The sequence below is a fragment of the Pandoraea sp. genome (genome assembly GCF_041919235.1).
Taxonomy (GTDB): Bacteria; Pseudomonadota; Gammaproteobacteria; order Burkholderiales; family Burkholderiaceae; genus Pandoraea.
This window is the reverse complement of record NZ_JAYRUC010000017.1, coordinates 41,013-65,378: the sequence shown is the minus strand read 5'-3', so window position 1 is coordinate 65,378 and position 24,366 is coordinate 41,013. Positions and strand designations below refer to the sequence as shown.

At 62.0% G+C, this 24,366-nt stretch carries 18 protein-coding genes and 3 pseudogenes; 13 read left to right on the top strand and 8 right to left on the bottom strand.

Translation table 11 applies throughout. The features are described from left to right. The first annotated feature begins 172 nt into the window (after nucleotides 1–172). Together ACE3UG_RS14840 and ACE3UG_RS14835 are read left to right on the top strand one after the other, a co-directional pair. A complete protein-coding gene (locus tag ACE3UG_RS14840) occupies nucleotides 173–1,024 on the top strand; it encodes a MaoC family dehydratase N-terminal domain-containing protein (RefSeq protein ID WP_374625146.1) in 852 nt (283 codons plus the stop codon). Nucleotides 1,025–1,038: 14 nt separating this feature from the next. After that, on the top strand, nucleotides 1,039–2,202 hold the full coding sequence (locus tag ACE3UG_RS14835; protein WP_374625144.1) for an acyl-CoA dehydrogenase family protein: 1,164 nt from the start codon (nucleotides 1,039–1,041) through the stop codon (nucleotides 2,200–2,202). 138 nt (nucleotides 2,203–2,340) lie between these two features. Here the strand turns inward: ACE3UG_RS14835 and ACE3UG_RS14830 are convergent, their stop codons facing one another. The 4 genes and pseudogenes from ACE3UG_RS14830 to ACE3UG_RS14815 form a co-directional block, all read right to left on the bottom strand. Then, on the bottom strand, nucleotides 2,341–3,252 hold the full coding sequence (locus tag ACE3UG_RS14830) for a LysR family transcriptional regulator (RefSeq protein WP_374625142.1): 912 nt from the start codon (nucleotides 3,250–3,252) through the stop codon (nucleotides 2,341–2,343). A 196-nt stretch (nucleotides 3,253–3,448) separates the two neighbouring features. Then, nucleotides 3,449–4,339, bottom strand: a complete 891-nt coding sequence (locus ACE3UG_RS14825) for an MBL fold metallo-hydrolase (RefSeq protein ID WP_374625140.1) — start codon at nucleotides 4,337–4,339, stop codon at nucleotides 3,449–3,451. 72 nt (nucleotides 4,340–4,411) lie between these two features. Beyond that, nucleotides 4,412–5,608 carry an acetyl-CoA C-acetyltransferase gene (locus ACE3UG_RS14820; protein ID WP_374625138.1) on the bottom strand — a complete coding sequence of 399 codons (1,197 nt, stop codon included), beginning with the start codon at nucleotides 5,606–5,608 and terminating at the stop codon, nucleotides 4,412–4,414. Nucleotides 5,609–5,757: 149 nt separating this feature from the next. Further along, a pseudogene (locus ACE3UG_RS14815) lies at nucleotides 5,758–6,526 on the bottom strand (IS4 family transposase); the annotation flags it as partial. Nucleotides 6,527–6,684: 158 nt separating this feature from the next. Here ACE3UG_RS14815 and ACE3UG_RS14810 point away from each other — a divergent pair. The 6 genes and pseudogenes from ACE3UG_RS14810 to ACE3UG_RS14785 all read left to right on the top strand — a co-directional run. Then, nucleotides 6,685–7,545, top strand: coding sequence for an alpha/beta fold hydrolase (locus ACE3UG_RS14810; protein WP_374625136.1), 861 nt, complete (start codon nucleotides 6,685–6,687; stop codon nucleotides 7,543–7,545). A gap of 155 nt (nucleotides 7,546–7,700) precedes the next feature. Further along, a complete protein-coding gene (locus ACE3UG_RS14805; RefSeq protein WP_374625134.1) occupies nucleotides 7,701–8,450 on the top strand; it encodes an electron transfer flavoprotein subunit beta/FixA family protein in 750 nt (249 codons plus the stop codon). A gap of 14 nt (nucleotides 8,451–8,464) precedes the next feature. Next, nucleotides 8,465–9,409 carry an electron transfer flavoprotein subunit alpha/FixB family protein gene (locus ACE3UG_RS14800; protein WP_374625132.1) on the top strand — a complete coding sequence of 315 codons (945 nt, stop codon included), beginning with the start codon at nucleotides 8,465–8,467 and terminating at the stop codon, nucleotides 9,407–9,409. Nucleotides 9,410–9,460: 51 nt separating this feature from the next. Continuing rightward, nucleotides 9,461–10,264, top strand: a complete 804-nt coding sequence (locus tag ACE3UG_RS14795) for a CoA ester lyase (protein WP_374625253.1) — start codon at nucleotides 9,461–9,463, stop codon at nucleotides 10,262–10,264. Between the two features lie 803 nt (nucleotides 10,265–11,067). Then, a pseudogene (locus ACE3UG_RS14790) lies at nucleotides 11,068–12,123 on the top strand (transposase). 45 nt (nucleotides 12,124–12,168) lie between these two features. Then, nucleotides 12,169–12,615, top strand: a pseudogene (locus ACE3UG_RS14785) (integrase core domain-containing protein); the annotation flags it as partial. Between the two features lie 169 nt (nucleotides 12,616–12,784). On the opposite strand, the gene ACE3UG_RS14780 reads toward ACE3UG_RS14785, so the two are convergent. The 3 genes from ACE3UG_RS14780 to ACE3UG_RS14770 form a co-directional block, all read right to left on the bottom strand. Continuing rightward, on the bottom strand, nucleotides 12,785–14,101 hold the full coding sequence (locus ACE3UG_RS14780; RefSeq protein WP_374625130.1) for an MFS transporter: 1,317 nt from the start codon (nucleotides 14,099–14,101) through the stop codon (nucleotides 12,785–12,787). Between the two features lie 93 nt (nucleotides 14,102–14,194). Next, the gene (locus ACE3UG_RS14775) at nucleotides 14,195–14,953 is read right to left on the bottom strand and encodes an SDR family oxidoreductase (RefSeq protein ID WP_374625128.1); all 759 of its coding nucleotides are present in this window, start codon (nucleotides 14,951–14,953) and stop codon (nucleotides 14,195–14,197) included. Nucleotides 14,954–15,060: 107 nt separating this feature from the next. Then, the gene (locus ACE3UG_RS14770; protein WP_374625126.1) at nucleotides 15,061–16,500 is read right to left on the bottom strand and encodes an aldehyde dehydrogenase family protein; all 1,440 of its coding nucleotides are present in this window, start codon (nucleotides 16,498–16,500) and stop codon (nucleotides 15,061–15,063) included. Between the two features lie 260 nt (nucleotides 16,501–16,760). Here ACE3UG_RS14770 and ACE3UG_RS14765 point away from each other — a divergent pair, with 260 nt between their 5' ends. From ACE3UG_RS14765 to ACE3UG_RS14745, 5 genes are all read left to right on the top strand, one after another. Then, nucleotides 16,761–18,203, top strand: a complete 1,443-nt coding sequence (locus tag ACE3UG_RS14765) for an FAD-binding oxidoreductase (protein ID WP_374625124.1) — start codon at nucleotides 16,761–16,763, stop codon at nucleotides 18,201–18,203. Nucleotides 18,204–18,396: 193 nt separating this feature from the next. Further along, the gene (locus ACE3UG_RS14760) at nucleotides 18,397–19,440 is read left to right on the top strand and encodes an ABC transporter substrate-binding protein (RefSeq protein WP_374625251.1); all 1,044 of its coding nucleotides are present in this window, start codon (nucleotides 18,397–18,399) and stop codon (nucleotides 19,438–19,440) included. Between the two features lie 45 nt (nucleotides 19,441–19,485). After that, nucleotides 19,486–20,649, top strand: a complete 1,164-nt coding sequence (locus tag ACE3UG_RS14755; RefSeq protein WP_374625122.1) for an ABC transporter ATP-binding protein — start codon at nucleotides 19,486–19,488, stop codon at nucleotides 20,647–20,649. A 99-nt stretch (nucleotides 20,650–20,748) separates the two neighbouring features. Next, nucleotides 20,749–22,464, top strand: a complete 1,716-nt coding sequence (locus tag ACE3UG_RS14750) for an ABC transporter permease subunit (protein ID WP_374625249.1) — start codon at nucleotides 20,749–20,751, stop codon at nucleotides 22,462–22,464. A gap of 47 nt (nucleotides 22,465–22,511) precedes the next feature. Beyond that, a complete protein-coding gene (locus ACE3UG_RS14745; protein ID WP_374625120.1) occupies nucleotides 22,512–23,423 on the top strand; it encodes a dihydrodipicolinate synthase family protein in 912 nt (303 codons plus the stop codon). A gap of 40 nt (nucleotides 23,424–23,463) precedes the next feature. Here the strand turns inward: ACE3UG_RS14745 and ACE3UG_RS14740 are convergent, their stop codons facing one another. Beyond that, entirely contained in the window at nucleotides 23,464–24,339 is an 876-nt protein-coding gene (locus ACE3UG_RS14740) for an IclR family transcriptional regulator (protein ID WP_374625118.1), read from the bottom strand. Nucleotides 24,340–24,366: the final 27 nt, after the last annotated feature.

Here is a 24,366-nt window from a genome sequence, read left to right as displayed (position 1 = left end):
ACCGATCCAACGTGCAAATGGCCGGACAGACAGTCCGCATTAAGAAACGCAAAACACGGATTCAACAATACAAACTTCGCAAATACCGGGCACAACCGCATAGTGCGGAAACCGCCCGCGCTGCCGCCGAGCACCGACATCGCAGGGTGATGAATCATCGGAGGAAATACCCTTGCCCAGCACAACCGACACCTTCTCCCAGTGGCGCAACAAGCAGGAAAGCATCTCGGAGGAGGTCAGCCGCTATCCGATCATCGCGCTGTCCGCAACGTTGGACATCACGGCAATCAGCCACACCGTGCCGCCGCTATGGCACTGGCTGTATTTCCTACCCACGGCCCCACTCGCCGAAATCGGTCCCGACGGGCACCCAAAGCGTGGTGGCTTCCTTCCGCCTGTGGCCTTGCCGCGCCGCATGTGGGCGGGCGGACGTCTGACGTTCCATGCGCCTTTGCTGCCTGGCGAAGCCGTTGAGCGCAGGTCCACCATCACGGAGATCGAGCACAAATCGGGACGCTCAGGCTCGCTGGTGTTCGTCACCGTGCAGCATGAAATTATCTCGGCCGATGGCGCGCTCAAGATCAGCGAGCAGCAGGACATCGTCTACCGCGATGCGCCGCAACCGGGTGCGCCCGCTGCGCAACCCACGCGCGCACCCGATGGCGCGGTTTGGCAGCGTGCGATTACGGTCGGTCCGGTCCTACTTTTCCGATATTCGGCGCTGACCTTCAACAGCCATCGAATTCACTATGACCATCCCTATGCGACCGAGCAGGAGGGCTATCCGGGTCTTGTGGTTCATGGGCCGCTAATTGCGACACTGCTGGCTGACCTGATCCGTCGCGAGCGACCGGACGCCACGCTGCGGCAGTTCAGCTTCAAGGCAATTCGCCCGACCTTCGCAGACCACCCATTTTCACTGTGCGCGAAGCCATCTGACGACGGTGCGACCATCGACCTGTGGGCCAAGGACCACGAAGGTTATCTGACGATGCGAGCGAATGCCGTACTTACTTCAAACTGATTAAGTCGTCCCCTATGCAAACGACCACCCACGACGCATACCAAGACATTCGCGACGCCGTTCGCGATCTTTGCCAGCAATTCCCCTCTGAGTACTTTCGGAAGATCGATGAGGAGCGGGGCTATCCGGAAGCCTTCGTCGATGCGCTGACTCAGGCCGGCTGGCTCGCTGCACTCATTCCGCAAGACTATGGCGGCTCGGGGCTGGGGCTGACAGAGGCCTCGGTCATCATGGAGGAGATCAACCGCTCAGGTGGTAATTCGGGCGCGTGCCATGGTCAGATGTACAACATGGGAACGCTGCTGCGCCATGGTTCGGCGGAGCAAAAGCGCAAGTATTTGCCCAGGATCGCCACTGGCGAGTTGCGCCTTCAATCGATGGCGGTCACCGAGCCAAGCGCCGGCACCGATACGACCAGGATCAAGACGAGCGCTGAGCGCCGCTCCGATCGTTACGTCATCAATGGGCAAAAGGTATGGATCTCGCGGGTCCAGCACTCCGATCTGATGATCCTGCTCGCCCGCACGACGCCGCTGAGCGACGTCAGAAAGAAGTCAGAGGGCATGTCGATCTTCATCGTCGATTTACGCGAAGCGATCGGTCATGGGCTGGCCGTACGGCCCATTCCGAACATGGTGAACCACGAAACGAACGAGCTATTTTTCGATAATCTCGAAATCCCCGCTGAAAACCTGATCGGTGAAGAAGGCCAAGGGTTCAAGTACATACTCGACGGCCTGAACGCGGAGCGCACGCTGATCGCCGCAGAATGCGTTGGCGATGGTTACTGGTTCATTGACAAGGTGTCGAAGTACGTGAAAGAGCGCATCGTGTTCGGACGATCCATCGGCCAGAATCAGGGCGTGCAGTTCCCCATCGCGCGGGCCTTTGTCAATGTCGAGGCGGCAAGCCTGATGCGTTTCGAGGCGGCCCGTCGCTTCGACGCGCACGAACCCTGCGGCGCGCAGGCCAATATTGCCAAGCTGCTGGCGGCGGATGCCTCATGGGAAGCAGCAAACGCCTGCCTGCAGTTTCACGGTGGGTTTGGGTTCGCATCCGAGTATGACGTCGAACGCAAGTTCCGCGAGACGCGGCTCTATCAGGTCGCGCCGATCTCGACCAATTTGATCCTCTCGTACGTGTCCGAGCATATCCTGGGCCTGCCCCGCTCGTTCTGAGGCGATCGTTCTCGAGACGGCGGGTTCGCCCGCCGAAGTCGGGGAAGGAATGCGCGCCGCGCCGGGCAACTCGGGCGCGGTGCGAACCGGTGCACTCATGCCATTTGTCAGACGGCTCAGGGAGCCCGGTATGGCACGCTACACGACGTTGCTTTGCGAGTAACGCTCAATCAGGCGATGCGCGAACTCCTGCGCAAAACTCGACAGAGCATTCAGGTCGCGCGCGCAAACCTGGAACGTGCGTATGGCCCACGGATCACGCAACGCGCACGAGCCAATTAACTGATCGCCCTTCAAACGTGCGAACGCAGCTTTCGGTAGAATCGCAATCCCCGCTCCCGCGGAGACCATGCGGCAGATCGCATCATAGCTCGCGACATGGACGCGAATCGTCATTGGCTTGTGTGCCGCCGCGGCAGCCCGGTTCAGGAAGATCTGGATGGCACTGCCTTCCAGAAGCGCGACGAACGAATACGAAAGGGATGCTTCGAACGACACATCAGGCCGCTCCAGCAATGGGTGTCCCAACGGCGCAATCAGAATCAGTGCACTTGATACAAACGGCATCGCCTGTAACCCACCAGTCGCCACGTTGCCGGAAATGATGCCGAGATCCGCGCCACCCTCTCGCACGATACGCACGATATCGTCACTGAGTCGTTCGCGAACGTCGATGTGGATATCGGGATGAATGCACAGGTAGTCGCCAATCACCGGCGGCAGATATTCCGTAATCGCCGTCGTATTGCCGACCAGTCGCAATTGTCCAGTCAGGCCTGGGGCAAACTGCTGCAACTCCCCTGTCAGCTTTTCCAGTTCGGCCAACACAACCCGCGCGTGCCGTAAGTAGACTTCGCCAGCGGTAGTTAGCGCTACACCCTGTGATGAACGCTGGAGCAAGCGAATACCCAGCGTGTCTTCCAGGTTCTTAATGCGGTTGCTCACCGCCGGCACGGAAAGGAATGAACGCTCTGCGCCGCGCGTGAGACTGCGCGTCTCAGCGATATTGACGAACAGGCGGAAATCAGTGATATCGAACGCCACAGCCATCTTCTGGTCTCTCTACTCGCTGCCGACACCGTAACCATAACGGGGGGACGTTAGGAAGGCAGTATACCGCGCGCGAAACGAGCCGCCGCCGGTCTCGGGCAAACTGAGTCAGAAGCGCAAGGGAGCGTTATCCGGGAGCCCGGCAATCGCTTGCCGCCCGGTAACCGGGGCGAGCGACCTGGTTGCGCGCGACGTATCACCAGCTTGCCGGCTCAAACAGAAAGCCTTGTCCCTCGCGCCGGATGTACCCACAATGTGGCTCGCCGAAATGCACGGGCAGCAATAGCGCACCACGATCTGCGACACGATTCAGGCATTCCAGGCGCGTCTGTCGCGCGATGTCTGGTCGAATGCAATATCCGGAATTCACATCCGGGCGCACAATCTGGAGCGGGCTATGAAAAACGTCGCCACAGAACAGGCCTTCCTCACCGCGCGAGCGGACACGGAACGTCAACTGACCTGGGCTATGGCCGGGGGCAGGCTCGACCTGCAGACAATCGGCGATTTCGCGAGTCGGATCGATCATCTCGGCCAAACCTTCGTTCACGATCGGCATGACGCTGTCAAAAAATGATTCGCCGAAGACATCGATTACGCCCGCTTCCTTGTTTCGACCCTCAGCGCAGAACACAAAGTCGTCGTTCGGAAGGTAGTAGCGAGCGTTCGGGAAGGTCGGCACCCAGCGATTGTCCTGCCACGTCGTGTTCCAACCCACGTGGTCCGCATGCAAATGGGTCATCACCACATGCGTGACTTTCTCCGGTGGAGCGCCTGCCGCAGTCATCCACTCCCTCACTAGCCCGTTGAGCATGTTCATCCGGGCGATACCCGGCCGGGGCTTGAAGTTGCCCACGCCCGTATCGATCACGATGATATTGCTGCCGGCGTGCACGACCCAAAACTGAATCGTGACGATCAGCCTGTTCATGTGCGCGATCCAGTGGTTCGGATGCATCATCGCAGCGTGCTCATCTAGCACCGACGGATCGATCTCCGGGAACAGGAATGCAGGGTCGTGAGTGGGACCTGCGTATTCAAGAATTCGGGTCACTTTCAAATCGCCAATCATGCGAGATTGCATCATGTCTTGTCTCCTCGATCTAATGCACCGCACCGCGGTGGTTTTGATACGCCCATGAGCCGGAGCACATGGTAATCATTCAATGCGTTCGAACAGCGCAGCCATCCCTTGCCCACCGCCGACGCACATTGTCTCCAAACCATACCGGCTCCCGCGACGAGCCATTTCGTGCAGCAGCGTGGTCATGATACGCAGTCCCGTCGCACCGATCGGATGGCCGAGCGAAATTCCCGATCCGTTGACGTTGATGTTGGACAGGTCGTCGATCTTCCAATGCCGGAGGACCGCGAGCACTTGTGCCGCGAACGCCTCGTTGACCTCGATCAGGTCCATCTGACGCAACGTCAAGCCCGTCCTGCGCAGTAACTTCTCGACGGCTGGCACGGGCCCGATGCCCATGCGTGCCGGATCGCAGCCCGCTGCCGCCCAGCCGACCAGCCGTGCAAGCGGCTTCAACCCATATCGCCGCGCATAGTCTTCGCTTACGACAAGGCAACCGGCCGCCGCGTCGTTCTGCTGACTGGCATTGCCAGCCGTCGACACGCCACCGGGCAACAGAGGCCTCAGCGCGCCCAGACGCTCCATCGACACGTCGGTCCGCACGCCTTCGTCCACCCGTACCTGCTCGACGCCGATTTTTTGGGGAACGTCGATCGGAATTACCTCGGGATCAAATCGCCCCTCGCGCCATGCCGCTGCGGCGCGCTGGTGGCTCAGCATGGCCAGTTCGTCCGAGGCCTCGCGCGTAATTCCGTAATCGACGGCGAGATTTTCAGCGGTTTCTGGCATTCCAGAAATGCGCCCAAACCTCGACTCAGGCTGCGAGCGCTCCCGGCCGCGCTCCAACCGGTCATGCAGCTTCACCGTTCCACTGCGCGAGCCCCAGCGCATATCCGTCGTGTAATACTCGATGTTGCTCATACTCTCCACGCCGACCACCAGCACCGCATCCGCAGCGCCAGTCTGGACGGCCATGGCTCCGTTGACCAGCGCCTGCACACCCGATCCGCATCGGCGGTCAAGCGTATAACCGGGCACCTCGATGGGTAATTCCGCGAGTAGTGCCGAATACCGCCCCATGCAAGGCGCTTCGCTTGATGCGTATGATTGCGAGACGACAACCTCATCAAGCGTTTTGGGGGCGACGCCGGTACGTGCCATCAACGCTTTGATGACTGCCGCGGCGAGTGCATCGGCGCTCATCGGTGCAAGCGACCCTCCAAATTTCCCAATGGGTGTTCGAAGGGGAGAAACGATCAATGCATCACGCATGAGGGAAATCCAATGTGGGTTGATGTCTCCGGGAGTTGCAGCATGACTGAGAGTGTCGGACGAGCCAATTTTTCTTTTCGAAAGGTATCTTTCCCATAACTTTAATGACGATGGATTCGTCACTCGCCATCCTCCCATACCCCATTTCATTACACACAAGTCTGCAGCTCAAGCTCGCGTGCGTATCTGATGCCGGCGGCAAAATTCACCACTTGCTGCATGCCTAGCCAGACGGTTTTGACGCCAGGCTCGCCGTCACCTTTGCGGGCGAGGAAGCCGCCGAGCCTGGCGACGAGCCGTACTACTTCGTTTAGCCGCGGCGAGTTGTCAGGCGGGGCCTTCTTATTCAGGATGAAGGCGGCCTTCCATTCATCGGGCTCGAATGGCAGTCCTGCATCGAGGTCAGGGCCGGTTCGACCAGACCGCATGAGACGGGCAATGCGCCACGCCACCACCATGAACACCGCCAGCGCCCGCTCGATGGGCTCGATCGTGCTCAGTTGTAGCGCCCCGACTCGGCAACCGTTCCTCAGCACATGAAAGACGGTTTCCACCTCCCAGCGGGCTCGGTACCAATCGATCAGCCGCGCGGCCTCGGCCATATCCGGCACGTTGCGATTGGTCGGCAAGCGCCATTCGATCGGCGTCGCCCCCGGTGGGCGCGTCAATCTCGCGCGCAACGACGCAATTGATCGACACAACACCGCCCTGGCCATCGGGCATGTCGATCCGGCGACTCCAAATTTGCCGCTTAACCTCCCGCGCCCTCCGTCGCTGGCGACCCGGCAACATGAAGCGGATTTCACCAAGCGGCTCGCCTTGCGTAGCGTGATCCCAGAGTCATTGGCCCTCGGGCAACACGCGATTTTGCTGGGCGCGAATCAGCCAGTCGGCCGGGCAACCCAAATCGCGCGCTTTGGCTCATGTCGCTCTCAGCAAAGCGCATTCTGTTTGCCAAAAGCCCCCTTTTCGAAACGCCGATTGTCTATTTCAGATACGTTTTGCATGATGTCCTCTCGTGATTCCCGCTTTCAAGCGCTCGCGATCATTCTGTCAATGAAACGAGGAGGAATTTCTTGGAATGGCTTGAAGTCAACGGAACAGTGCTCAGATATGAGTTACGCCAGGGCGACCTCCCGCCAACAGTGCTGATTCATGAAATGGGCGGTGCACTCGAAAGCTGGGATATGGTCTGGTCGCTGCTGCCGGCCCATCAGACCCTCCTGCGCTACGATACGCGCGGCTCGGGCTTGTCGGAGAAGTTACTGGACACACCCAGCATTGATTCCCACGCGGAGGATCTCGCCGCTCTACTGGATGCATTGGGCCTCACTGAACCCGTAGTCCTTGTGGGCGTTGCGGTCGGCGCGGGCATCGCAATTCGGTTCGCGGCCCGCTATCCGCATCGCGTCCGGGCGCTCATTGCCATGGCGCCTGCGTGCGGGGTCGCGCCCGACGCACGGGACGCCACGCTCGCACGTGCCAAGGCACTTCGAGAGCAAGGCTTGCGTGAGCTCGTACCAGCGCTGCTCGAACGAACTTGGCCATCGCCGCTACGAACCGATGCGGTGCGCTATGCGACGTTTCGCAGCAGATGGCTGACAGCGGACGCTGCAAGCTTTGCCGGCATATTCGCAATGCTCGCCAAGATGAACCTTGATGACGATATTCCCAAGTTGCCGGCTCGTAGCGTGCTCGTGGCCGGCACATACGATGGATTGCGTCCGCCGCAAGAAATCGACCGACTAGCCGCACTCGCATGCCATATCCAGTCCATTCACGTCGCGTCTGGTCACTTCATGCAGATACAAAGCCCGAAGTGGGTCGCGACGCTCATCCAGGAATTCTCTGCTGGCACGCAAGATTGTGCGGACATCTATCGAAAATTCATTGCCGCCCCCGGCAATCGCTGCGGCGCTGTTCAACACGCCGCATGACGCATGTGACCGTCATTGGCCGCCGCGTCGATCTTCCCATATGACGCGACCGTACACAGATCATGGCGGCGGGCCTGACTTACCACGCCCGGACCGGTCTCACATCACGTTTTTGAAAGGGCCGTCTTTCTGTGCGAATCATTCTGGAGAGTGACTTGAAAATTCTAGTGCCTGTCAAACGCGTCGCCGACTACAACGTTAAGGTGCGCGTGAAATCGAATGGCAGCGGCGTCGATATCGCAAGCATGAAGATGTCGGTGAACCCGTTCGATGAAATTGCCGTTGAGGAAGCAGTACGCTTGCGCGAGGCGGGGATTGCGACTGAGGTCATCGCGGTGTCGTGCGGCGTGACGCAATGTCAGGAGACGCTACGCACAGCGATGGCAATTGGCGCGGACCGCGCGATCCTCGTTGAATCGACAGAGGAATTGCAGCCGCTTGCGGTGGCGAAGATCCTGAAGGCGCTGGTAGACAAGGAGCAGCCTTCGCTTGTCATTCTCGGCAAGCAAGCCATTGACGATGATTCCAACCAAACCGGTCAGATGCTCGCTGCTTTGGCGGCCATGCCGCAGGCGACGTTTGCATACAAGGTCGTTGTAGCCGACGGCAAAGCCACGGTGTCGCGGGAAATCGATGGCGGCGCAGAAAAGCTGTCACTCAAATTGCCCGCCGTGATCACCACCGATCTGCGCTTGAACGAGCCGCGCTATGTGACGTTGCCAAACCTAATGAAGGCGAAGAAGAAGCCGCTCGAGACGTTAAAGCCGGCGGACCTTGGTGTCGATGTGACGCCGCGTCTGAAGACGCTGAAAGTGGCTGAGCCGCCGAAGCGGTCCGCGGGCGTGATGGTGCCTGACGTGAAAACGCTGGTCGAAAAATTGAAAAACGAAGCCAAGGTTCTGTAAGGAGACGAACGAAAATGTCAATTTTGGTGATTGCAGAACATGACAGCGCATCGATCAGGGCTGCGACGCTGAATACGGTCGCGGCCGCGCACGAAGTCGGCAAACTCGTCGGTGGAGACATTCACGTACTTGTCGCAGGTTCAAACGCGCGAGGCGCTGCCGATGCTGCGGGGAAGATCCCGTGCGTTTCCAAGGTGCTGCTCGCCGATGCGCCACAACTCGCCGAAGGACTGGCGGAGAACGTCGACAGAACAGTGCTGAACATCGCGCAGAATTACTCGCACATTCTAGCGCCGGCGACGGCTTACGGCAAAAACATAGCACCGCGTCTCGCCGCGCATCTGGACGTCGCGCAAATCAGCGACATCACCGCAGTCGCCACCGCCGACACGTTCGAGCGCCCGATCTACGCCGGCAACGCGATCGCGACCGTGCAATCCCAGGATCCGATCAAGGTGATCACAGTGCGTTCAACCGGCTTCGACCCGGTCGCAGCGGAAGGCGGCAGCGCGGCGGTCGAGACGATCGAGGCCGCTGCGGATGCCGGTATCTCGCAATTCGTGAGCCGCGAGTTGACGAAACTGGATCGTCCGGAACTGACGTCGGCATCGATCATCGTGTCGGGTGGTCGTGGGCTCGGCAGCGGTGAGAACTACACGACAGTTCTCGAGCCGCTGGCGGACAAACTCGGCGCAGCGCTGGGTGCATCCCGCGCCGCCGTCGACGCGGGCTTCGTCCCGAACGATTACCAAGTCGGCCAGACCGGCAAGATCGTCGCGCCGCAGTTGTACGTGGCGGTCGGCATCTCGGGAGCGATCCAGCATCTGGCCGGTATGAAGGATAGCAAAGTGATTGTCGCAATAAATAAGGACGCGGAAGCACCGATCTTCGGCGTCGCCGATTACGGCGTCGTCGGTGACTTGTTTGCGGTTGTGCCTGAACTGATTGCGGCGCTCTGACGCCCGGTCGGCCTAACTTGCCACTTGAGAATTCAGATGTCACATCTCAGCATGTCGCAGCCCCGATCGCTTCTGTTTGTCCCGGGCAGTCAGCCGGATCGCTTCAATAAAGCGCTCAACAGCGGCGCGGATACCGTAATTATCGATTTGGAGGATGCGGTAAAGCCCGACGCGAAGGACGACGCACGTCGCGCCGTCGCTGCATGGGCCGCGCCTGACCGGCAGGTCTTGTTACGGGTCAACGCGAATGGAACGCCGTGGTTCACTGAGGATGCGCAACTCGCCAGGCTGCGCGGTGTTACGGGCATTGTGCTGCCGAAGGCAGAGAGTGCGTCCGACGTGGTCGCCTTGGTCTCGCTGACGAAAACGAAGCTACCGATCTTTCCGTTGATCGAATCGGCCGAGGGGATGTGGAACGCGATGGCGATCGCAAACGCGCCCTTTGTTCACCAGCTTATGTTTGGCACGCTGGATTTCATCGCAGACATGGGGATCGAATCCGATGGCGGTGAACTCGATCCCTTCCGCGCCCAACTCGTCATGATTTCTCGAGTCGCGGGCATCCATCCGCCCATCGACGGGGTTACACCCGCCATCGACGATGTCGAGCGCCTGGCCACCGAGACAAGGAATGGCAAGCGGCGAGGATTCGGCGGAAAGTTGTGCATTCATCCAAAGCAGGTCGCCACCGTGAATCAATGCTATGCACCGTCCGAGTCGGAGCTCGCGTGGGCGAGGCGCGTGCTCGATGCATCGGAGAAAGCCAACGGAGCGGCGATCTCGATCGACGGCAGAATGGTCGACCGTCCGGTGGTGCGCCGTGCGCAGCGTCTGGTCGATCTGGCTCGCGCCTGATTCACACCGTTTTCCTCCAACGTGACGCAAACGTCCGTAGTTGGCCGGTCCAGATTTCCGCCACGTGGGGACGACGACTTCCGACCCTGAACGGTCGGTCGCCGCCCTGGGGCTCGCCGAAAAACGGCCAGTCGATGATTGAATTCACCGGCTGCCACAATGAGACGCCACGGTGTTTCGCAGTATCCGGAGCCAGCATTTCGGCCTGGAACCGATAGAAATTTGATATGAATACAGTCGATCTCGAATAAGGCAAGCCCCATCAAGCAAAGCCATTTGGCTGGCTACCAAGCGCTGAACAGAATTCCAGTGGTGAGTGAATTCGGCATGACAGTGCGGACACTTCGGATTTTCACCCGGACAAAATCTCCCCCGCAAGGGCACTTCTGCAAAGTGACTGCAATGCGGTCATGCAGTTCTTGCGAAGGCTTTGATGGGTACACGAGCGCCTTGTCTTGTTCGCGGTGGACAACGGTTGAGCAGGTATCGCAATGAAAGTGAGGGAAACTCTCGCTCATGCCACTGGACTGCCATGCAGGCGTCAATCGTGTGCGTGACGGACACTTCATTGAACCGGCCCAAGGCGCGTTTGCCGTGTAGTAGACAACCTTCATTACGCTCTACCGAGTTGCTGTAGTGCTTCGATCATTCTCGCTCCCCACTGTCGGGTATCTTCAGTGTATCGGGGGCTAATCTCAGAACTGGTATACAGCGGCAAGCGGGGAGTATGAGGAGGGCGGTGGCGGTTGACGGAGAATGTTGCTTTCTCACGGTAACAAACCCCGCAACCGAGTTCCACCACGGTGGCGAAACGTGCGCAGGAAGAGAGCAGCAGTCAAACAGCAGCAACGGAAATGAAGGGGCTGCTGGGCCTGGACGATCTGATCGAACAAGGCGCGCGGCAAATTATCCAACAGGCCATCGAGGCGGAATTGGCGGGAATGCTCGAACGGTATTCGAACGTGACGACGCCGGAGGGTCGGCGCGCCGTCATGCGTAACGGCTACTTGCCCGAGCGCGAGATCGTCACGGCTATCGGCCCGGTGCCGGTTCAAGTACCGAAGGTGCGCGATCGCCCGGGTTCGGGCGTGAAGTTCAATTCGAACCTCGTGCCGCCATATGTGCGCCGCTCGCCGCGGGTGTCGGCCGCGTTGCCGTGGCTGTACCTGCGCGGCGTGTCCGCAGGCGACATGAGCGAAGCGTTGAGCGTGCTGGTGTGGGCGACGATGCCAAAGGGCTTTCGCCGAACGTCGTGGTGCGGCTGAAGGCACAATGGGCAGAAGAGTTTGAGCAGTGGAACAAGCGCGATCTGAAGCACGCGCGATGGGCTTGTGGGCGGCGCTTGAGGAAGTGGTCCCGCAGACCAAGCAACAACGCTGCTGGTTTCGCAAGATAGGCAACTTGCTTAACGCGTTGCCCAAGGCGCAGCATGGCCGTGTAAAGACGGACCTGGCACAGATTGGAATGCTGCCACGCGAGCCGAATCGCTCGCCGCCTTCGAGCGATTCGTGGCGACGTATGGCGCCAAGTATCCGAAGGCCGTCGCGAAGCTTACCAAGGACCGCAACGAACTGCTTGCGTTCTACGACTTCCCGGCAAAGCACTGGCAGCCCCTGCGAACAACCAATCCGATCGAATCGACGTTCGCCACCGTGCGTCATCGCACCAGCCGTGCACGCAATTGCCTGTCGCGCGCGACGTTCGTCTGCGTGGCGTTTAAGCTCATCGAGTCGGCCGAGCAGTCGTGGCATCGCATTCGCGGCGCCGAGAGAATCGAACAGCTTCTGACGGGCATTCCCTTCGAGGACGGCATCCCGGTGATCGAAAGCACACCGGCTCAGCAACCGCTTGCTGCTTGATCATGCTCCGCTCGCATACACCAGACTTGACATTAACTCGCCCCGTTGGTTGACGGTCGTAGTATCCGAACGCTAAACGTGATTGATGATTTCAACCGCGAGGCGCTGGGCATCGCGGTGGATTTCTCGTTGCCGTCCGAGCGGGTGATTCGCACGCTGAAGCAGCATATCGAATGGCGCGGCAAACCGAAGGCAATACGCTGTGACAACGGCCCGGAATACCTGCGTGCCGCCATTGTGACGTGGACGCAGAAGCAGGGCATCCGGCTGGAATACACCGAGCCGGGCAAGTAAGCGCAGCAGAACGCGTACATCGAACGGTTCAATCGGAGCGCTCGATACGAATGGCTCTCGCAATATCTGTGGGAAGACCTGGAGCAGGTTCGGCAGGCAGCGGCCGACTGGATGTGGACTTACAAACACGAACGCATCAAGTCAAAACTAAAAGGGCTGAGTCCTGTGATGTGCAGAACACAGCCCCTACGGCCCTAGCCGAAAACTGTCCAACTTTCTGGGGTCAGTTCATGAGGAAGGCCCTATTCATGTTCAGCCGTCACTTTCGGGCGGCTACCCAGTCAGCGGCCGCGTGGCGCGCCGGTTGAGGCGCTCGGGGCAGTCGGGGCGGTCGCGACGAAGTTTCGTCACACGCTCCGACTGGCCGTTACTTGTTGACGAGCCGCGCGGGCACGGCGAGCGTGAGCAGCGCGCCAAGAATCATGAAAGCGGTGAGCAGGAACATGCCGCTATTGGTGCTCTGGGTGGCGTCTTTGAGAAAGCCGATCAGGTAAGGGCCCACGAAGCCGGCCAGATTGCCCAGTGCGTTGATCATCGCGATACCTGCCGCAGCGGCGGTGCCGCCCAGAAACGCCGTGGGCAGGCTCCAGAACAGGGGCAGCACGATCATGATGCCCATCGTGGCGAGGGTCAGGGCGAACATGGCGAGTTGTGTGTTGTGGCTCCACGTCGTGGACAGGAACAGGCCGATGGCGCCAACGAAGGCGGGAATCGCGATATGCCAGCGGCGCTCGCCGCGCAGATCGGAGCGACGCCCGACCAGGACCATCGCGATCACCGAGAAGAAATACGGAATCGCCGTGAGCAGGCCGATCTGCAGTGGATCGGTCACGCCCGTGGTCTTGATGATCGTCGGCAGCCAGAAACCCACGCCGTACAGGCCGATCACGAACGAGAAATAGATCAGGCTCAACATCCACACCCGCGGGCTGCAGAACACCTGGCGCAACGGCAGATCTTCCTTGTTCAGCACATCGGCGCTGATATTGCGCTCGAGCATCGACTTTTCGGCATCGCTGAGCCATTTGGCGTCGCGAATCCGGTCGTCGAGCACGAACAGCACGGCGAGTCCGATCACCACCGACGGAATAGCCTCGATCAGGAACATCCACTGCCAGCCGGCGAGTCCGTTCACGCCGCTCATGTCCTTGAGGATCCAGCCGGAGATCGGCCCGCCGATGAGGCCCGACAATGCCACGGCGGTCATGAACCACGCGGTCATGCGTCCTCGCCGCGACGCCGGGTACCAGTAGGTGATGTAGAGAATGATGCCGGGGAAGAAGCCCGCTTCGGCCACGCCGAGCAGGAATCGCATGATGTAGAACATCTCTGGCGTGGTGACGAACATCGTCGCGCCAGAGATGATGCCCCACGTGATCATGATGCGCGCGATCCACACGCGCGCGCCCACGCGGTGCAGGATCACGTTGCTCGGTACCTCGAAGATGAAGTAGCCGAGGAAGAAGATGCCAGCGCCGAGACCGAACACGGTCTCGGAGAATTTCAGGTCGCCGACCATCTGCAATTTGGCGAAGCCGATGTTCACGCGGTCGAGATACGCGACCACATAACACAGCAGCAGGAAAGGAATCAGCCGCCAGCCGACCTTGCGATAGGTGGCCGCTTCAAAGTCCGCCGACGGCGCGTCGGAAAGGTGTGAGGGGGGCGTCGGAACGCTGTTCATACAGAATCTCCTCCGGTTTGACGTTGTGTTGTCTGTCGTTATGGTGTGAGTGCGACAACTAGGGGTGCTACCGACTGAAAAATCGTGGGCCGATCAGATGCAGCGCCCGCCGTCGACCTCCAGGCAGACGCCGGTGATGAAGGCGGCTTCGTCGCTGGCGAGATAGAGGCAGGCGTTGGCGATGTCCTGAGGTTTGGAGAAGCGCCCGAGCGGAATTCCGGCGACGAACTTGGCGCGGTTCTCGAGGGTATTGGGCACGCCCATGAACTCGGCCGTGAGTCCCGTGTCGCCGATGACCGGGTTGACGCAATTCACGCGGATGTTGTGCGGGCCGAACTCGGCGGCCATGGCCTTGCTCGCGGTAATCACGGCTCCTTTGCTGCCGTTGTACCAGACCAGCCCTGGGCGGGGACGCACGCCGGCCGTCGACGCGATGTTGATCATCACGCCAGCGCCACGTTGCACGAAATACGGCATGACGGCGCGTGCGCTCCAGAAGATGCCTTTGACGTTGACCGCATAGACGCGGTCGAACTCGGCCTCCGTGACTTCGAGCAGCGGCTTGTTGCGATGCGTGGTGCCCGCGTTGTTGACCACGATGTCGAGATGGCCGAAGCGCGTGACGGCTTCGTCGAGCAAGGTGACGTGGTCGTCTTCGCGCGATACGTCGCCATACACGAACGCGGCGCGTCCGCCCGCCGCGACGATGTCGCCGGCCACGCGCTCGCCGGCCTCACGGTTCAGATCGTTCACGATGACAGCCGCGCCTTCGCGTGCGAACGTTTTGGCGATGCCCTCGCCGAAGCCGGAGCCGGCGCCCGTGACGATGGCGACTTTCTCTTGCAAACGCATGCCTTGTCTCCTGAGTTGCCTTGTGATGGCAAAGCGCCGCACGCAGGGTGTGCGTTGCGTGCTTCGCCTCGATCTAAGTCAGGTTGCGTGCTGCGGGGTGCTGCAAATCACCCGTGCCTGATGGCGACGGTCTTGAGGGTGGTGAAGCCGTAGAGCGCTTCAAAGCCCTTCTCGCGTCCGTGACCGGAGTGTTTCATTCCGCCGAACGGCAGCTCTACACCGCCACCTGCGCCGTAGTTGTTGATGAACACCTGTCCGGCGCGAATGTCGCGAGCCAATCGCATCTGGCGTGCGCCGTCGCGTGTCCAAACGCCGGCGGCAAGCCCATAGAGCGTACCGTTGGCCAATCGCACGGCGTCAGCCTCGTCGGTAAACGGCATGGCGGCGAGCACCGGGCCGAACACTTCCTCGCGGGCGAGGCGATGCGTGGCAGGTACGTCGCGCAAAAGCGTCGGGGCTTGATAAAACCCCGCCTGCGGGGCGCTGCCGATGACTTCGCCCTGCGACATCACGGCGATGCCGTCATGCTGCGCTTCGGACAGGAAGTCCCAAACGCGTTGCTGCTGGCGGGCGTTGATCAGTGGGCCGAGATCGAGATCGGCTTGCGACGGTCCCACGCGCAAGTGCGCGAACGCCTCCGCCAAATGCGCGAGCACGCTCTCGTAGGCATCGCGCTCGACGAGCAGACGGCTGCCAGCGGAACACGTTTGCCCGGCGTTCTGCACGATGGCGTTCACCACAACGGGTAGCACGGCGTCCATGTCGGCGTCGGCGAACACGATCTGCGGCGATTTGCCGCCGAGTTCCAGCGTGACCGGCGTATGGTTGTCGGCCGCCATCTGAGCGATCAGCGTGCCGGTCGCGGGCGAGCCGGTAAACGAGATGTGATCGATGCCCGGATGCCGGGCGAGTGCCGCGCCGGCTTCGGCGCCGTAGCCGGTCACGACATTGAGCGCTCCCGGCGGCAGCCCCGCTTCCAGCGACAACTCGGCCACGCGCAGAAGCGAGAGGCACGCGTCTTCGGCCGGCTTGACGACGCAGGCGTTGCCGGTCGCGAGGGCGGCAGCCACGCTGCGTCCGAAGATCTGCAGCGGGTAGTTCCAGGGAATGATGTGGCCAGTCACGCCGTGCGGCTCGCGCAGCGTGAAGACAGTGAAGCCCTGCTGATAGGGAATGGTTTCGCCGTGCAGCTTATCGGCGGCGCCCGCGTAAAACTCGAAGTAGCGCACGATGGCCGCCGCATCTGCACGCGCCTGCTTGAGCGGCTTGCCGGTGTCGCGCGCCTCGAGTTGCGCGAGTTCCTCGTGATGTTTCGCCAGCGTGTTCGCCAGCGCATAGAGCGCGCGGCCGCGCGCCGCAGCGCTGGTGTGTCCCCAGTCACCGTCGAAGGCCGCACGCGCTGCCTTCACGGCGCGATCGATGTCTTCGGCGTCGCCTCGGGCGATCTGGGCGAAGGGTTGCCCGTCGGAAGGGTCAAGGACGGGAATGGCGGGGCTCTTCGCGGGAGCGACCCATTGATTGCCGATGAAGTGTGTCGCTTCGGGCATGTCGAGGGCACCTCGTGTGGGGGTGGGCCTCATTATCACTTAACTCGCGAGGACGTTGGCCGTCCTATGAGGCACATCCGCATAAACACCTAAAATGAGTGCATTGCAATTAAAGAGATTTTATTGCAATTTTTTATCGCCTATCCTTGATCGTAATGAATCGCCAGACGGGCGTCTGGCCGGGCACCACCGTGCGCTGCTCGCTGTCGCGGGCACTGCGGTTTGGTTGTTGAAACAAAGCATTCGGGAGCAGGCAGGCAATGAAAGACGCAGTGACGCGCGAGACGCTGATCCACCGCTTGCAAGCGGCGCTCGGTACCGGTACCGGTGCCGTGCTCAGCGATGAGTCCGATACCGCCGGATATACGGAAGATTGGCGAGGCCGCTACCGGGGCGAGGCGTTGTGCGTGGTGCTGCCGTCGTCCACTACGCAGGTGAGCGATATCGTGAAGCTGTGTGCGGCCGCCGGTGTGCCGATCCTCCCGCAGGGGGGCAACACGAGCCTGTGCGGCGGGGCGGTGCCGCCCACCGACGGCCCGGCCCCCGTCGTTCTGAACCTGGCGCGCATGCGACGCGTCCGGCAGGTCGACGCGGCCAACGGCTCGATGATCGTCGAGGCCGGGTGCATTTTGAAAACGGTGCAGGACACGGCGGCGGAGGTCGGACGTTTGTATCCCGTGAGTCTTGGCGCCGAGGGCTCGTGTCAGATCGGTGGCACGCTGTCGACCAATGCGGGCGGCACGAGCGTGCTGCGTTACGGCAACACGCGCGAGAACGTGCTTGGTCTCGAAGTCGTGCTCGCCGATGGCACCGTTTGGGACGGCCTGCGCGCGCTGCGCAAGGACAATACCGGGCTCGATCTCAAGCAACTGTTCATTGGCGCGGAGGGCACGCTGGGCATCATCACCGCTGCAGCGCTCAAGCTGCATCCGCTGCCCACGCATCACGCGCTCGCGTGGTTTGCGCCGCGCGATCCGGCCGCCGCGCAGCAGATTCTCGGCATGTTCCAGAACGCCTGCGGCTCGCGTCTGTCGGCGTTCGAGATCATGAATCGTCACCAGCTCGATCTGGTATTGGGCAATGTACCGAATCGCCGCAATCCGCTCGCGGGCGCGCATGACTGGCATGTGCTTGTCGAGTTGGGCGACACGCGTGACGCGCAAGGACTCGAAGCCGTACTCACGCAAACGTTGGGCGAGGCCATCGAGCGCGGACTGGTCGACGACGCAGTCGTCGCAGCGAGCGAAGGCCAGCGCGCCGATCTCTGGGAAGTGCGCCACAGCGTGAGCGAAGCGAACAAGAAGGCCGCCGTTGGGCTCACGACGGACTGCGCCGTGCCGGTGTCGCGCGTGTCCGAATTCATCGATGCCGCCACGCGCGCCGTGCACGCCGTCGTGCCGGGGCTCGACATCGCCGTCGTCGGCCATATGGGCGACGGCAACGTGCATTTCATCCCGATGTTTTCGTTTGCCGCGTGGGCGGCGCTGCCCGACAGTGCGGCGATGGGCGACGCCATGCGCGCCTGCATCAACGACATCGCCGCGCGTCTGTGTGGCACGTTCAGCGCAGAGCATGGCGTCGGGCAGACGGGCCTGCCGCTCATGCAGCGATATAAGGCGCCGGCGGAGCTGGCTCTCATGCGTGCCGTGAAGGCGGCGCTCGACCCCAACCAGTTATTCAATCCGGGACGTCTCGTTCCCTGAGTCATTTCACGTGTTGCTGTTTGTTTTGCCATAACTGCGTGCGCGGCGGGTGTACCGAAGTAGCCGTCCGTCGCCGCGCCCACCCTCCCAGACAAGACCGGAGATCATGATGAAACGCAAGACCTTCGCAAGCCCGCTCGACACCACCGACAACCACGCGGCACCGCTCGCGCAGCCGGGCCGTCGCACGGCCATGAAGACGGCGCTCGCCGGTGCCGCCGCCGTGGCATTTCCGTTCGTGTGGACGCCTTCGCGGGCCGCGACCAAGCGCATCGTCGTGCGCGACGATGGCGGCATCTACACCAAGGCGTACGACGCCGTGTTCTACAAGCCGTTCGCCAAGGCGTCCGGCATCGAGGTGGTCGGCGTGCAGGCTAACGCGGAGCCGACCGCTCAGATCAAGAGCATGGTCGAGGCGGGCAGCTATACGTGGGACATGGCCAAGATCAGCCAGCCCGCGATCCTGCTGTTGACGGGGGGCGGCAAGGAGTATCTGGAGCGCCACGGTCTTGAGTCGGATCCGGTCATCGCGAAGATTCCGCCGCAATACATGTCGCCGTTCGGCGTGGGGACCAACATTTATTCGACGGTGCTCGCGTATCGCACCGACGCGTTCAAGGGCCGCAAGGCGCCGGCGTCCTGGGCCGATCTGTGGAACGTGAAAGATTTCCCGGGCCGCCGCTCGATCCGCAAATACCCGTTCGACACCGTCGAAGAATCGCTGCTGGCCGACGGTGTGGCACCGGGGTCGGTTTATCCGTGCGACTTCGACCGCGCGTTCAAGAGTCTGGACAAGATCGCCAAGCATGTCGACGTGTGGTGGACCACAGGGGCGCAGGTCGAGCAGATGCTCGGTTCTGGCGAAGTCGACATGGTCGCCACGTGGGCCTCGCGCGCGCAGTCGGCGCAGGCCAACGGCGTGCCGGTGCAGATCGTGTGGAACCAGAACATCTGGGGCTGCGATAACTGGTCGATCCTCAAGGGCACGCCGAACGCTGCGGCTTGCCGCGAGTTCATCAAGTTCGCGAGCGATCCGAAACGTCAGGCGGAACTGGTCAAATTTTTCCCCGCCGGTCTGACGCAACCCGAAGCGTTCAACTACGTGAAACCCGAGATCGCCAAACAATGCCCCACGTTCCCCGAGAACATGAAGAGCGGCGTGCAGATCAACGCGAAGTTCTGGCAGCAGAACCAGAGCGTGGCGCTTGAGCGATTCAACCGTTGGATCCTGACCTGATCCTCGCCTGCGGTTCCGTTTCATGCTTTTTCGAGTGCTGATCTCATGACCGTTGCCAACCTCCAAGTCTCGGGCCTGTCCAAGCGCTACGGCGATTTCGTCGCGCTTGCACCGACCGATCTCGATGTCGCCCAGGGCGAATTTCTGACCTTGCTCGGCCCAAGCGGCTCGGGCAAGACCACGTTGCTCTCGCTCATCGCGGGTCTGTCGCAGCCCGACGCGGGCGCGATTCGCATCAACGGGGTCGATGTCACGTACGGCGCGCCGTACGAGCGCGACATCGGTATGGTGTTCCAGAACTACGCGCTGTTCCCGCACATGACCGTGGCGGAGAACATCGCGTTCCCGTTGCAAATGCGCCGCACCGACGCGCAGACGGCTCGCAAGATGGTCATGAACGCGTTGGAGATGGTGCACCTGCCGCATGTGGCAGAGCGCTATCCACGCGAACTCTCGGGCGGGCAGCAGCAGCGCATTGCGCTCGCGCGCTGCATGGTCTATCGGCCGTCGATCATTCTGATGGATGAGCCGCTGGGCGCGCTCGACAAGAAGCTGCGCGATCACATGCAGCTCGAGATCAAGCGCATTCACCGAGAACTCGGCACCACCATCGTGTACGTGACCCACGATCAGGAAGAAGCGATGACGATGTCGGATCGCATTTGTCTGATGAACGCCGGGGAGATCGCGCAACTGGGCACACCGGACGACCTGTATTTCCGTCCGAACAGTGTGTTCGTTGCCGACTTCCTCGGTGAGTCCAACCTGCTCGACGCCACGGTGCTCGAGCGCTCGGGCGACCAGGTCCGCGTGGCGATGCCGGGCGTCGAGGGGACGAATGGCGCGGGGGCCATGGTCTACGACCCGAAGATTGAGCGCGGCCGTCCGGTCAAGCTGTTGTTGCGCCCGCAGAACCTGCACGTTCGCGATGGGGGCGATGGGGTCGATGACGGCGATGGGAGCGGCAGCCACGACCAGGCGACGATCTCGGCAACGCTCACCGACATCGTGGTCACGGGCGGCATGACAAAGCTGTATCTGCGCTCGCCGGTCACGGGCGGCGGGGTGAGCGAAGTGGACAATGCTGGCAATGTGGGCAAGGCGCTCGTGGCGGCGTTCCCGACGCATCGCCGGGGCAATCGCTTCGAGATCGGGCAGACGCTGGGTCTGGCCTGGCGTGCCGACGACGCCGTGGCGATCGCGGGGTAAGCGATGAGTGCATCTGCCGTGGTTCGTCCTTCGTCATCCCATCCCGTCCAGGCGCCGTCGCGCCGGCCCCGCTGGCGTGCGCGCCTGCGTCCGGTGCTCATGGCTGCGCCCATCGTCATTCTGCTGGCGGTCATGCTGATCTATCCGGTCGGCCAATTGCTGTTGCTGAGCATTCGCGGCGAGAGCGGCTTCACGCTCGCCGAATATCAGCGTCTGTTCGCCTCGCCGGTGTATATCGAGGTGCTGCTCATCACGCTCAAGGTCTCGCTCTACACGACCTTCTTCGCGGTGCTCACGGGGTATCCGATTGCCTACCGGCTCTCGACGCTCAGTGGCGCGCGCAAGCAGCGGCTGCTCTTCTGGCTCCTGCTTTCGTTCTGGACAAGTTTTCTCGTGCGCACGTTTGCCTGGGTGGTACTGCTGGGCCGTAACGGTGTGGTCAATCGGACCTTGCTCGATCTGGGCCTCATCGACGCGCCGCTCTCGCTGCTCTATAGCTTCCCGGCGGTGGTGCTTGGCATGGTGCATGCGCTCATGCCGCTGGCGGTGCTCACGATGCTCTCCGTCATGGAGAACATCGATCGGCGTCTGCCGAGCGCGGCCGCCACGCTGGGGGCGCGCCCCGGCACGGTGTTCTGGCGGGTGTATTTCCCCCTGTCGTTGCCGGGCGTGGCGGCCGGTGCGCTGATGGTGTTCGTCACGTCGATCGGCTTCTTCATCACGCCAACGCTGCTGGGCGGGCGCCATGAAACGATGATTACCCAGCTCATCATCGATCAGGTGATGCAGGCGTTGAACTGGGGTTTCGCGGGTGCGATCTCGGTGTTGCTGCTTGCCGTGGTGCTGGCTGTGTTCTTCGTCTACGACCGCATGGTCGGACTGTCGACGATGGCCGGCGGTGCTGGCGATTCGGCGAGTATGAAGGCGGGCAAGCGACGTGGCGGCTGGAGCCGGGTGCTGGGTGAGAACGTGCTCGCGGCGCTGGGTCATGCCACCGATCTGTTGCTGCGTGCGCTGCCGCGCCACCGGGGCGGGCAGGGCGATGGGCGCGTATTGCGCATGATCGTTGTGCTGCTGGTGATGTTCCTTGCGGCACCGGCGCTGCTGATGATTCCGATGTCGTTCGACGCAGCGTCGGGCCTTGCGTGGCCGCCGAAGGGCTTCTCGTTGCAGTGGTATCAGCAGGTCTGGGACTCGCCGTTGTGGATGCAGGCGGTCACGCGCTCGATGCTCGTTGGGATCGGTGCGGGGTTGTTGTCGATGCTGATCGGCACGCCGGCCGCGTTCCTGCTGGTGCGCGGTGGCATGCGCGGCAAGTCGGCGATGCTCGCCTTCGTGCTCGCCCCCATCGTGGTGCCGCGCATGATTCTCGCCGTCGGCGTGTTCTATTTCTTCGCCAAGGTCGGGCTGGTGGGCTCCAGTGTGGGGCTGACCCTCGCGCATACGGTCGTGGCTGTGCCGTACGTCGTCATCACGATGATGGCGGTGCTGCGCAACTACGACACGCGACTCGACTTGGCGGCGTACAGCCTGGGGGCGCGCCCGTGGGCGACGCTGCGCCGCGTCACGTTCCCGATTCTCGGCGCGGGCCTGCTGTCGTCGTTCCTGTTCGCGTTCGCCACGTCGTTCGACGAACTCACGATTGCGCTGTTCACATCGGGTGGGCTCTCGACCACGCTGCCCAAGCAATTCTGGGATGAGATCACGATGCAGATCTCGCCAGTGATCGCCGCGGTCTCCACCTGCCTGTTTCTTTTCATTGCCGCACTGATCTGGGTGGCCGAACGGCTGCGCCGGCGCAGTCTCGCCACCTGATGCGGTCTCCGATTTCTCCGAAACCACGATTCACGGACGTCTAATTCATGCTTCGCTCTGAACAACTCAAGGGCATTCTGCCGGCGATTCCCACGCCGGTGAACGCCGACGACACGATTCACACCGATGCCGCGCGTGCACTGATGCGCTACCTGCTGGGGCAGGGCATCGACGGCGTGGTGCCGCTGGGGGGCACTGGCGAGTACGGTGCCCTGTCGCGCGCCGAGCGCGTGCGCATGGCCGAACTCACCGCGCAGGAAGTCAAGGCGCACGGCCGCGACGTGCCGGTGATCGCGGGGGTGCTCGACCCGGGGTATCACGACGCCATCGAAGCCGGCCGCGACTTCGCCGCGGCAGGTGCCGACGGTCTGCTCGTGCTCACGCCGTACTACACCAACCCGACGCAAGCCGGTATTCGCGACTACTTCCTGCGCTACGCCGACGAGTCGCCGGTGCCGATTCTGATCTACGAGATTCCGTATCGCACGCGCATCGCGATCACCCCGGAAGTGCTGCACGAACTCTCGCGCCACGAGAACATCGTCGGCATGAAAGCCTGCAACACCGACATGTGGCATTTTCTGCGCACGGTCGCCGGCGTCGACGATTCCTTTGCCGTGCTGAGCGGCGAAGATACGCTGTTCCCGCTGCATGTGGCGGCGGGCGCGCGCGGCGGCATCGTGGTGACGGCGTCGCTGCTGCCCACGGCGTGGCAACGCCTCTTCACACTCGCATCGCAAGGCAAGACGGCCGACGCACTGGCGCTGCATCGCTCGCTCATGCCGCTCATGAACCTGGCGTTCGCCGAGACGAACCCGGGGCCGATGAAGTCGGTGATGGATCTGATCGGCGTGCACGCTCCGGCGATGCTCGCACCGCTGGTGCCACCGGCGCCGGCCCTGTCGGCCGCGCTGCGCGAGGAACTGACGCGGCAACTGGCGATTTTCGAAGGGCGCTGAGCGCTGAGCAGTGAGCGCTGAGCGTTGGGCGGGACGCTGCTCAGCGCCGGAACGTGGAGAGCCGCGACTTCGAGATCGACGTTGCGGCGACCTGAACGTGGGGGGCGAGTTCGGCTTCGACACGCTCGCGCGTCCAGCGCGAGGTCGGCACGGAGATGTTGATGGCCGCCACGGCGCAGCCGTCGTGATCGGTGATGGGGGCGGCAACCGAAATGTCCCCCATCACGGTCTCGCTCTCGACGATGGCGTAGCCGTGTCGCGCGGCCGTCTGGACACGCTCGAGCAGCTTTTTCTCGTCCGTCACCGTGTACGGCGTCATCGGTTCGAGCGAGGTGTTCGCCAGAATCTCTCGTACGCGGGCCTCGGGCAGGCGCGAGAGCATTGCGATGCCGGACGCCGTGAACATCGCGGGCAGTCGCGCGCCGACGACGATGCCGATATTCACGAGGTGCTGGCCGGGAAAGCGCGCGATATACACGATCTCGTGGCCGTCGAGTTCTTGGAGGTTGGTCGTCTCGCCCACGCGGCGGAAGATGTCGAGCAGGTACGGTGCGGCCTTTTCGACGAGATCGTTTGCGCGGATGTAGTTGTACGAGAACTGCAGCACCTTGGTCGTGAGACCGTAGGTGCGGGTATCGGGAACGCGAAAGAGGTACCCGAGCGCTTCAAGCGTGTGTACGAGCCGCTGTGTCGCACTGCGATCGAGCCCTGCCGCCTTGGCGATGTCGACGAGCGTCATATAGCGCGCCGGGCCGTCGAAGGCGTGCAGCACTTGGAACGTCTTTTCGGTCGAGCCGACGAAGAGCGACGAGCGTGGCGCCGATTGCGCGGAATCCGTCGCGCCTGTGGATTTGGCTGACGGGGTGGCAGGCACGTCTTCGGCAGAGCGGGACGACCGGGCGGGCAAGCGCGGCATGGAGGGTATCAGTATGTTCGGATTGTA

What these genes read in the sequence shown, in the direction of transcription:
- ACE3UG_RS14800 (WP_374625132.1), top strand. Translation starts at nt 8,465, where the DNA reads ATGTCAATTTTGGTGATTGCAGAACATGACAGCGCATCGATCAGGGCT.
- ACE3UG_RS14750 (WP_374625249.1), top strand. Translation starts at nt 20,749, where the DNA reads ATGGCTGCGCCCATCGTCATTCTGCTGGCGGTCATGCTGATCTATCCG.
- ACE3UG_RS14740 (WP_374625118.1), bottom strand. Translation starts at nt 24,339, where the DNA reads ATGCCGCGCTTGCCCGCCCGGTCGTCCCGCTCTGCCGAAGACGTGCCT.
- ACE3UG_RS14825 (WP_374625140.1), bottom strand. Translation starts at nt 4,339, where the DNA reads ATGATGCAATCTCGCATGATTGGCGATTTGAAAGTGACCCGAATTCTT.
- ACE3UG_RS14755 (WP_374625122.1), top strand. Translation starts at nt 19,486, where the DNA reads ATGACCGTTGCCAACCTCCAAGTCTCGGGCCTGTCCAAGCGCTACGGC.
- ACE3UG_RS14765 (WP_374625124.1), top strand. Translation starts at nt 16,761, where the DNA reads ATGAAAGACGCAGTGACGCGCGAGACGCTGATCCACCGCTTGCAAGCG.
- ACE3UG_RS14760 (WP_374625251.1), top strand. Translation starts at nt 18,397, where the DNA reads ATGAAGACGGCGCTCGCCGGTGCCGCCGCCGTGGCATTTCCGTTCGTG.
- ACE3UG_RS14835 (WP_374625144.1), top strand. Translation starts at nt 1,039, where the DNA reads ATGCAAACGACCACCCACGACGCATACCAAGACATTCGCGACGCCGTT.
- ACE3UG_RS14745 (WP_374625120.1), top strand. Translation starts at nt 22,512, where the DNA reads ATGCTTCGCTCTGAACAACTCAAGGGCATTCTGCCGGCGATTCCCACG.
- ACE3UG_RS14795 (WP_374625253.1), top strand. Translation starts at nt 9,461, where the DNA reads ATGTCGCAGCCCCGATCGCTTCTGTTTGTCCCGGGCAGTCAGCCGGAT.
- ACE3UG_RS14830 (WP_374625142.1), bottom strand. Translation starts at nt 3,252, where the DNA reads ATGGCTGTGGCGTTCGATATCACTGATTTCCGCCTGTTCGTCAATATC.
- ACE3UG_RS14780 (WP_374625130.1), bottom strand. Translation starts at nt 14,101, where the DNA reads ATGAACAGCGTTCCGACGCCCCCCTCACACCTTTCCGACGCGCCGTCG.
- ACE3UG_RS14820 (WP_374625138.1), bottom strand. Translation starts at nt 5,608, where the DNA reads ATGCGTGATGCATTGATCGTTTCTCCCCTTCGAACACCCATTGGGAAA.
- ACE3UG_RS14770 (WP_374625126.1), bottom strand. Translation starts at nt 16,500, where the DNA reads ATGCCCGAAGCGACACACTTCATCGGCAATCAATGGGTCGCTCCCGCG.
- ACE3UG_RS14775 (WP_374625128.1), bottom strand. Translation starts at nt 14,953, where the DNA reads ATGCGTTTGCAAGAGAAAGTCGCCATCGTCACGGGCGCCGGCTCCGGC.